Source organism: Mucilaginibacter sp. A5337 (assembly GCF_059690695.1).
The window spans coordinates 41,474-48,245 of sequence record NZ_JCAWEC010000017.1 but is presented as its reverse complement, the minus strand read 5'-3'; the positions used below and the strand labels follow the sequence as shown (position 1 = coordinate 48,245).

General features: G+C 45.0%; 9 protein-coding genes. 3 read left to right on the top strand and 6 right to left on the bottom strand.

The genetic code is table 11. The features are described from left to right. Window positions 1-181: 181 nt before the first annotated feature. From AC59JO_RS29345 to AC59JO_RS29335, 3 genes are all read left to right on the top strand, one after another. Entirely contained in the window at window positions 182-826 is a 645-nt protein-coding gene (locus AC59JO_RS29345) for a CPBP family intramembrane glutamic endopeptidase (protein ID WP_413670188.1), read from the top strand. A 215-nt stretch (window positions 827-1,041) separates the two neighbouring features. Then, window positions 1,042-1,380 (top strand): hypothetical protein, encoded by a 339-nt coding sequence (locus AC59JO_RS29340; protein ID WP_497309938.1) that lies wholly within the window; start codon window positions 1,042-1,044, stop codon window positions 1,378-1,380. 196 nt (window positions 1,381-1,576) lie between these two features. After that, window positions 1,577-1,789 carry a hypothetical protein gene (locus tag AC59JO_RS29335; RefSeq protein WP_497309936.1) on the top strand — a complete coding sequence of 71 codons (213 nt, stop codon included), beginning with the start codon at window positions 1,577-1,579 and terminating at the stop codon, window positions 1,787-1,789. Here the strand turns inward: AC59JO_RS29335 and AC59JO_RS29330 are convergent. From AC59JO_RS29330 to AC59JO_RS29305, 6 genes are all read right to left on the bottom strand, one after another. Then, window positions 1,780-2,319, bottom strand: coding sequence for a lantibiotic dehydratase (locus tag AC59JO_RS29330; RefSeq protein ID WP_497309934.1), 540 nt, complete (start codon window positions 2,317-2,319; stop codon window positions 1,780-1,782). The genes AC59JO_RS29335 and AC59JO_RS29330 overlap by 10 nt on opposite strands. Before the next feature lie 262 nt (window positions 2,320-2,581). Then, window positions 2,582-3,190 (bottom strand): DUF502 domain-containing protein, encoded by a 609-nt coding sequence (locus tag AC59JO_RS29325; RefSeq protein ID WP_497309932.1) that lies wholly within the window; start codon window positions 3,188-3,190, stop codon window positions 2,582-2,584. A gap of 98 nt (window positions 3,191-3,288) precedes the next feature. After that, entirely contained in the window at window positions 3,289-3,486 is a 198-nt protein-coding gene (locus AC59JO_RS29320; RefSeq protein ID WP_413670184.1) for an Hc1-related histone H1-like protein, read from the bottom strand. A gap of 266 nt (window positions 3,487-3,752) precedes the next feature. After that, entirely contained in the window at window positions 3,753-4,154 is a 402-nt protein-coding gene (mscL, locus tag AC59JO_RS29315; protein ID WP_497309930.1) for a large-conductance mechanosensitive channel protein MscL, read from the bottom strand. Window positions 4,155-4,205: 51 nt separating this feature from the next. Continuing rightward, on the bottom strand, window positions 4,206-5,279 hold the full coding sequence (locus AC59JO_RS29310) for a VOC family protein (RefSeq protein WP_497309928.1): 1,074 nt from the start codon (window positions 5,277-5,279) through the stop codon (window positions 4,206-4,208). Window positions 5,280-5,731: 452 nt separating this feature from the next. Further along, window positions 5,732-6,580 carry a helix-turn-helix domain-containing protein gene (locus AC59JO_RS29305; RefSeq protein ID WP_497309926.1) on the bottom strand — a complete coding sequence of 283 codons (849 nt, stop codon included), beginning with the start codon at window positions 6,578-6,580 and terminating at the stop codon, window positions 5,732-5,734. Window positions 6,581-6,772: the final 192 nt, after the last annotated feature.

The following is a 6,772-nucleotide window of genomic DNA, read 5'->3' as shown; positions in this document are numbered from 1 at the left end:
TTAGTACTATTTGATTCAAAATATTTCTGGTAAATATCGTCGAGTCCATAATTTTTTTGATTGACACCGATCACATCTTAGCCTTTTCCAACCAGAAAGCGAACAAGAGTGGCAGTTACATCGCGGCTGCTGGTAAATTCCAGTTCATTTTCGTGGATGCGAATCCGGGTAATGGCTTCCCATGCCTGGAGTTCCGGCTCCTGCTGCCAGGGTTGTATCTCTCAGGCAACTTGGCTTGATTCCGGGAAAGGCAACTTTAGGCAAACTGGTTACCGGCTTTTTAATCGGTCTGCTTATTGCCGGGCTGCATTTGGCTTTAGTACTGATTTTTGGGCATATCAGTTTGATACGTGCAACCCCGTCATTTTACGCGGTCGCTTTATCTTTCCTGCTCTATTTGGTATTGGCGACAAGGGAAGAAATTGCATTTCGCGGTTATGCCCTTCGCAGCCTGTCCTATAAGATCGGCCCCTGGAAAGCGCAGATCATTATTGCCTTCATTTTTGCGCTGGAACACTCGGCTGGAGGCTTTACCTGGCAGCAGGCCTTTTTTGGTTCCGGTGCAGGCTCCGTACTATTTGGCCTGGCAGCCTTGCGCACCAAAGGCATAGCGCTGCCTATTGGACTTCATGCCGCCTGGAATTTTGGGCAATGGTGTTTCGGACTTAAAAACATACCGGGGATTTGGCAGGTTTCAGTCAGTAAGGGATTTGAAGAAAGTAACGAACAAATCATTTTAATTTGCTACCTGGTCGTCATGGGGCTGGCAATAACAGCCTTTTACCTTTATCCTTTAAGAACATCATTAAAAGCCGAAAAAGTATAAGACTAACACGCGGATTGCAGGTATTCAAGTATATTCAAATACATTCAAGAAAAAAATGCACAAAAATTAACCCGATATTTCCCTAAAAAAGTCATCCAATGTATGTAGCTTATTTCAGACCCATTGCAAAAAAAATAGTGTACAACTATTTCTTCGCGATACTATTCCTTTTTTTAGTCTGTTCCGCGAAGGCACAATCCCTTTACGTAGACCCTTTGAAAGGAAATGACCAGGCAAAAGGCACATCAACTGAGCCGCTGGCGAGCCTGAATAAAGCGGTAAGCCTCGCAAAAGATTTTACCGGAAATAGCAACATTGATATTAAGCTTGCTCCCGGTTTATACGTAGTCACGCAGTCATTGAAAATTGAATCCAATACGCAGGCTGTTTCAGGTAAATTCACCATCGGGGCGTTGGTGATGCCGGATGATCCGGATTGGACACCTACTAAAATGCCAGTCATCCAGGTAATAGTAGATTCCAACAGGTTTGGGAAGCTTTCGCATGCAAGCGTCGCCTTTCAGGTGGAACGAAATCATGTGGCGCTGAAATGATTAAAGTTCTTAGGGAACCCCAACCCGGTATCGGTATACTTTTATGCTATTGAGCGAAGGAATAATGCTTTAAAAGATCTGGAAATCTCACAGTGCTATTTTATCGGAGAAAAAAATTCGGCGCCCATCCAAGGAGGCATCTTTGCCCAGGGCGAAGGTATCCATATTGATCACTGTATATTTTACAACTGCAAGAATGCCGTCTTATCATTCCTCAATGTTCATTACGCACTCTATTATTTACGGCGCTTACGAAGCAGCCATATGGCTGGGATATGGAGCTGATGCAGACCTGCCTTTTACCTTTCACGATAACATCGTTGCCAATGGCAATTATTTCTGGGTAGGGGATAAAGGCATCCATAAAAATTACCTGTTCAGCAATTCGGTTATTTCCGGTCAAAAATGAAGCAGGTTTTTTAGGATCAGCGAATAGTCGGTCGACTGAAGATGATAAGTCCTTCGTCCCGCCGCATCCACCATGTTCCTGATAAAACGGTAATCTTTGTGAACCCGGTAAATGGTGGCGTTTCCTTCGAATCGTAACCGGTTCTTTGAAACACGCAGCAGATATTCGCCAGCTTGTTGCGAAAATAACTGGTCAGGTGCGATATAGGCGCCGAACGGATCCTCTTCGGCCATTATTATCTGCCCGTTTTCTTCCCAGTCACATAAAGAGAAAGAGGAGAACAGCCCAAAAGGAGTCGGCCTGAAGCAACTGCGGTTGACATACTTTTTTAAGGTGTTCAGCTCCTTATCGCTTAGTTTTTCTGTGTTGAATTTAACCCCGCGCAGCCGGTTGTAAAAGGTCGGGCTTGCCAAAAAAAGCCCGGCCTGAAAAAGCGGGTTTGACAGGACCGATCTGATGCCCTGCCGGTAAAATGCAGTGGAAAAGACCGGCAGCCGGAGGAGCAGAAATTTAGAAAGATGGTAAGACATGGAACGGTCAAATTCTTCTTCGGCATCAGTCCGACGTAGATAATGTACGGGGCAGCGAATCTTTCAAAAAGCAAGGAGCCCGCATTTAATAAGCGCTACCTGACTATCCGGTACCGGGTCTTGAGGCAGCTCACGCAGAAATAACGCCTGACGGGTAGAAAAAAGAAGATCTTCTGCAACAACCAGCCAGCGGGTAGTTCGTAGCGGAACCTCTCCCGGCATTTCCGGCAGTATGCAGCGGGTGGTTTTACCGGATCATTCATCAAACCGCATTCCCCGCATCTTTAATATCAAGTTGCCCCAATAACCCACCCCCGGACCGGATCAGAACATTATCCAGGTCAGTAAGCGATAAGGTTGTCCGGGTGACTTGCGTTGTGTCTACAATATGGATCGCCCCACCCCCAAGTATGCTGCTGTTGGGAAAAAAAACAACATTCCGGCCTCCCTTTTCATCGACCAGGATGCCCAATTGCTGCGAGTCCTGCCATTGGACCAGGACAGGCACACCGTCATTTTGCTTAACATGCAGTTTTTCCTCCATCATTGATTTGAGGAAATCGTAGCCAGGCATCATATCCAGTACCTGATGTTCAAGCCAGTTTTTTGCGCGGCTTAATAAGGTAATATGAACAAGGATACCTAATGCAAAAACAAAGGCGATCAGGACGAGGAGGACGACCGGAAGCAACAGGAGCAAGCCCCCATGCGCTTTTACCCATGGATTATTTTGCGCATTACCAACAAACGTCAAAATTCCGCTTATTGCCCCGCTGAAAACCCAGCCAAGCGCAACAAGCGGAATTAAAAAAATGATCCCGTTGATAAATGTGTTGCGGATGATGCCGCTGGTTTGCCGTATAATGCTCATGATGCTATCCCTTTTGAAATGTCCATCTCCCCTGAAACAATAAATTGCCTCCTCTTTATTTCATAAAAATAACAAAGCAGGTGAAAAAAGCAAGTGCATTACCGGGCGTTCTTTTTGTTGCTTATTTCATTACGCAGTAGCTGCGCAGTGGTTTCCATTTGTTCCAGCGCCTTGCTCAACCGTATGCCCGCGGCATCATTCCCGCTAAAATATTGGTCTGCTTCAGCTTCAGCGATGGCCATCTGTTCCTTAAGCTCTTTCATCTTTTCCGTATTATAATCATTAAAATTTTTCATGTTATTAAAAATTAGCGGATCATATTAAATTATGCAATGGTCGAGGCTTGTTAACGCCGGCATTGTCAGTGACTATACAATAGTAGCTAATAATCGGTGCAGGCGTTTAAGCTAAGTGTATTGAAATTCGTGACAACAATATCGATAATTACTTATTACACTTCTGAAAATCAGCTTGATAAAGCTGCGTGGTCTACCGGTCCAAAATCAGTTTATTTTCCTGCCCGATCCATCTTTGCTGTACACGCTGCCGTTGGCCACAGCGTCTATCTCTTTGACAATATATCCCTGATCTCGGTAAGCAAAGTTTCTTCTTTGCTTGGAACCGGCGCCGGGGCAGGAGCAGCCACTTCTTTCTTCTTAAGCGCCATGATGCCTTTAACAATAATAAAAATACAGAAGGCAACAATTAAAAAATCGATGACATTATTGATGAACGTGCCGTAATTGATGGCCGTTTCCGGTGTCTTTCCCGCTGCCGGTTTGAGCACATATTTCAGGTCCTTGAAATCGATGCCGCCGGTAAAGTAACCAATGGGCGGCATCAGGATATCATTGACCAATGAGGTCACGATCTTACCAAAAGCCGCGCCGATAATGACACCGACCGCCAGATCGACAACGTTGCCACGCATGGCAAATTCCTTGAATTCTTTTACAATAGCCATTTTTTAGTTTGTTAGTGTTTAATGTATCTGTTAATTATTGTTATTAGTAAACTACCTGTCATTTTGCTTTAGGCAGTCAGCAGGCAAATCCTTGCTGAAAAACCATGAGCTGCCACCGCGATGAACATTTAACTGTGGCAAATGCTGCTGTATAGCAAACCACCGGTCCTCAAACTCCGGCGGCAGCAGCAATTTCTTACCTAACCTGTCCAGCGGTTCATCGACCGTAAAGCCGGGCTGATCCGTAGCGATGCCAAACAACATACCGCCAGGTTCCCGGAAATAGAACGAATTGAAATAAGGACGGTCAAATTTTGCGCCGACCTCCCATCCCAAAGCTGAGATTGTCTGGTGGTAAGCCAATAGTGCTTCGTTGTTCCCCACCTGAAAGACAATGTGATGAACTACGCCGCGCCCTTTTTGGCCGGCTGCTTCGTCCTGTGCATCCAGGAGGTCGATGATATTGGCGCCAGACGAATCGGGCGTAATAAACCGGTAACGGTCGCCCTCTTGTCCAAGCAGCTGGTAGCCTAAGATATCCGTCAACGTATCTGCTGTCGCCTGAAGGTGGTTCGTTGCAATGGTAACCTGGTGCAGGCCATTGATTTCAGGCCGGGTTTCGTTATCCGGCACAGCCGAAGTGCTGACAGCGGTCAGTTCCAGTTTTAACCCATCCGGATCATATAGCGTAAGATAAGGTTCGCCAAACTTTTCCGCTACCGGGTGATGGGATATCCGATAGGTTTCCAGGCGGTCTAACCAGTTGCCCAGACTATCCTGTGGAACAGCAAGACCTACTTCATTGACCTGCCGCGCGCCGCGCCGCCCGCGAAGTACTGCCGGCAGCAGGAAGAAACTCAGCAATGAACCGGGCGAACCTGTTTGATTACCATAATAAAGATGATAAACATTGGGGTTATTAAAATGAACGGTCCGTTTAACCAGGTCCAGGCCCAATACCCCGGTATAAAAGTCCAGGTTGCCTTGCGCACTTCCCGCGACGGTTGTTATATGATGCAGTCCCTGGATCATTTCTTTCAGCGATTCTTTAACCGTGCAGGGCAGGGTGGTGTGGTGGCAGCAAACGCCAAAACAATGTTGGAAAATGAGGAGGAAAAATGACATCCATTGCCCCGGTGAGAAAGTCCGAATTGAACTTTACCCACCCTGGAGACAATAGGAAGGCCGTATATATCCGTTGAAGCAGTAGATAACAAGATGATAGTAATCAGCAATAAAAAAATAGTTCTTCGTTGAAATTTGTTAGCAAACCGCAATAGATCCAATAGTGTTCCGGCAAAAGCTCCAATAGATATACAGTGCAACACAATATTAGCTAATATCAATGAGCAGATTCAGTCAAAAACTATCGAAAATGGTGAAAACTCTGCCATAAATCATTCTTACTGATGAACGATTACAAAGTTTACTGCACCGTCCGTCGTAAAACCATAATTGATTTAATCAATAATATAAACCCCGGAAAGATGGACAAGCCCCGGTTGAGCACAATGCCGTGAAATGCTAAACATTAGGCTCGGAGAAATGAAAAAATGGCAGTACAACAGGATTCAGGTTTAGCAATTTTGCATCAGCGCCCGGTATTCACTTGGTGTCAGCGTCGTTTTAGTTTTAAAGAAATAGGAGAAATAGACCAGGTTTTTGAACCCCAGGTGAAATGCGATCTCTTTGATAGACATCGCCGAACTGTGTAATAATCTTTTCGCCTCCAGCAAAACTCTCTCCTGGATCATTTCCAGTGCCGACATGTGGAATTGCTTTCTGCAGATAATTCCCAGATAATTGGGCGTAATACAAAGGTGACTGGCATAAAAGGAAACGGATTTCTGTGTCCTGTAATGGTGTTCCACCAAAGAGTGGAACTTAAAAGATAAAGGATTGGACTGGTAAGTGACCACATCCCCAAATTTATCTTTTGCCCATAAGGTGATCATCAGCGTAATTAACCTGCATCTGGCATTGATCAGCTCCGTAAATACGGAAGTTGAGCCTAATTCTGTCTTAATGGATAAGAACTCGTTGTTTAATTGCTTGAATGTTTTTGGATCAAGGTTTAATACGGCATGCTGAATAAATTGAGTAAAGGAAAATTGCAGTTTTGAGGAAAAAGTTTCCGTTAGCGCCCTGTTGATAATGAGCTCTTTTCCTTTAATTTCCGGGCCGAACTCCCAATGATGAACCTGCCCGGGCGAAACCATTTGGACCTGCCTGGGTTTTATCTCGTGATCCGTATTGTCAATACGGTGAATACCGCTGCCACTCTCAAACAAAAGCAATACGAATGAATCATCTTTGGGGAATTCAACGTTTGTCCCGCTTTCAAATTCGTGGTAAATAACATAATCTTTCCTTTCAAACCCCGCATCTTTGATCGCCGGAAGATAGCTTTTGATTTTTTTCCTCATTAAAATAAGATAATCACCAGGGGTAACGGATACCATACGGCATCATGGTTGCCCGAACACCAGTTTTGAATTAGAACTGTAGCTAAATTAAACAATAATTATTTTAAAACCTGCCGCTGTCGCTCCGCATACCATTCATGACGGCCTGACTGCCCGGAACAGGAATAACAAACCGGCAAATTACAAATATTC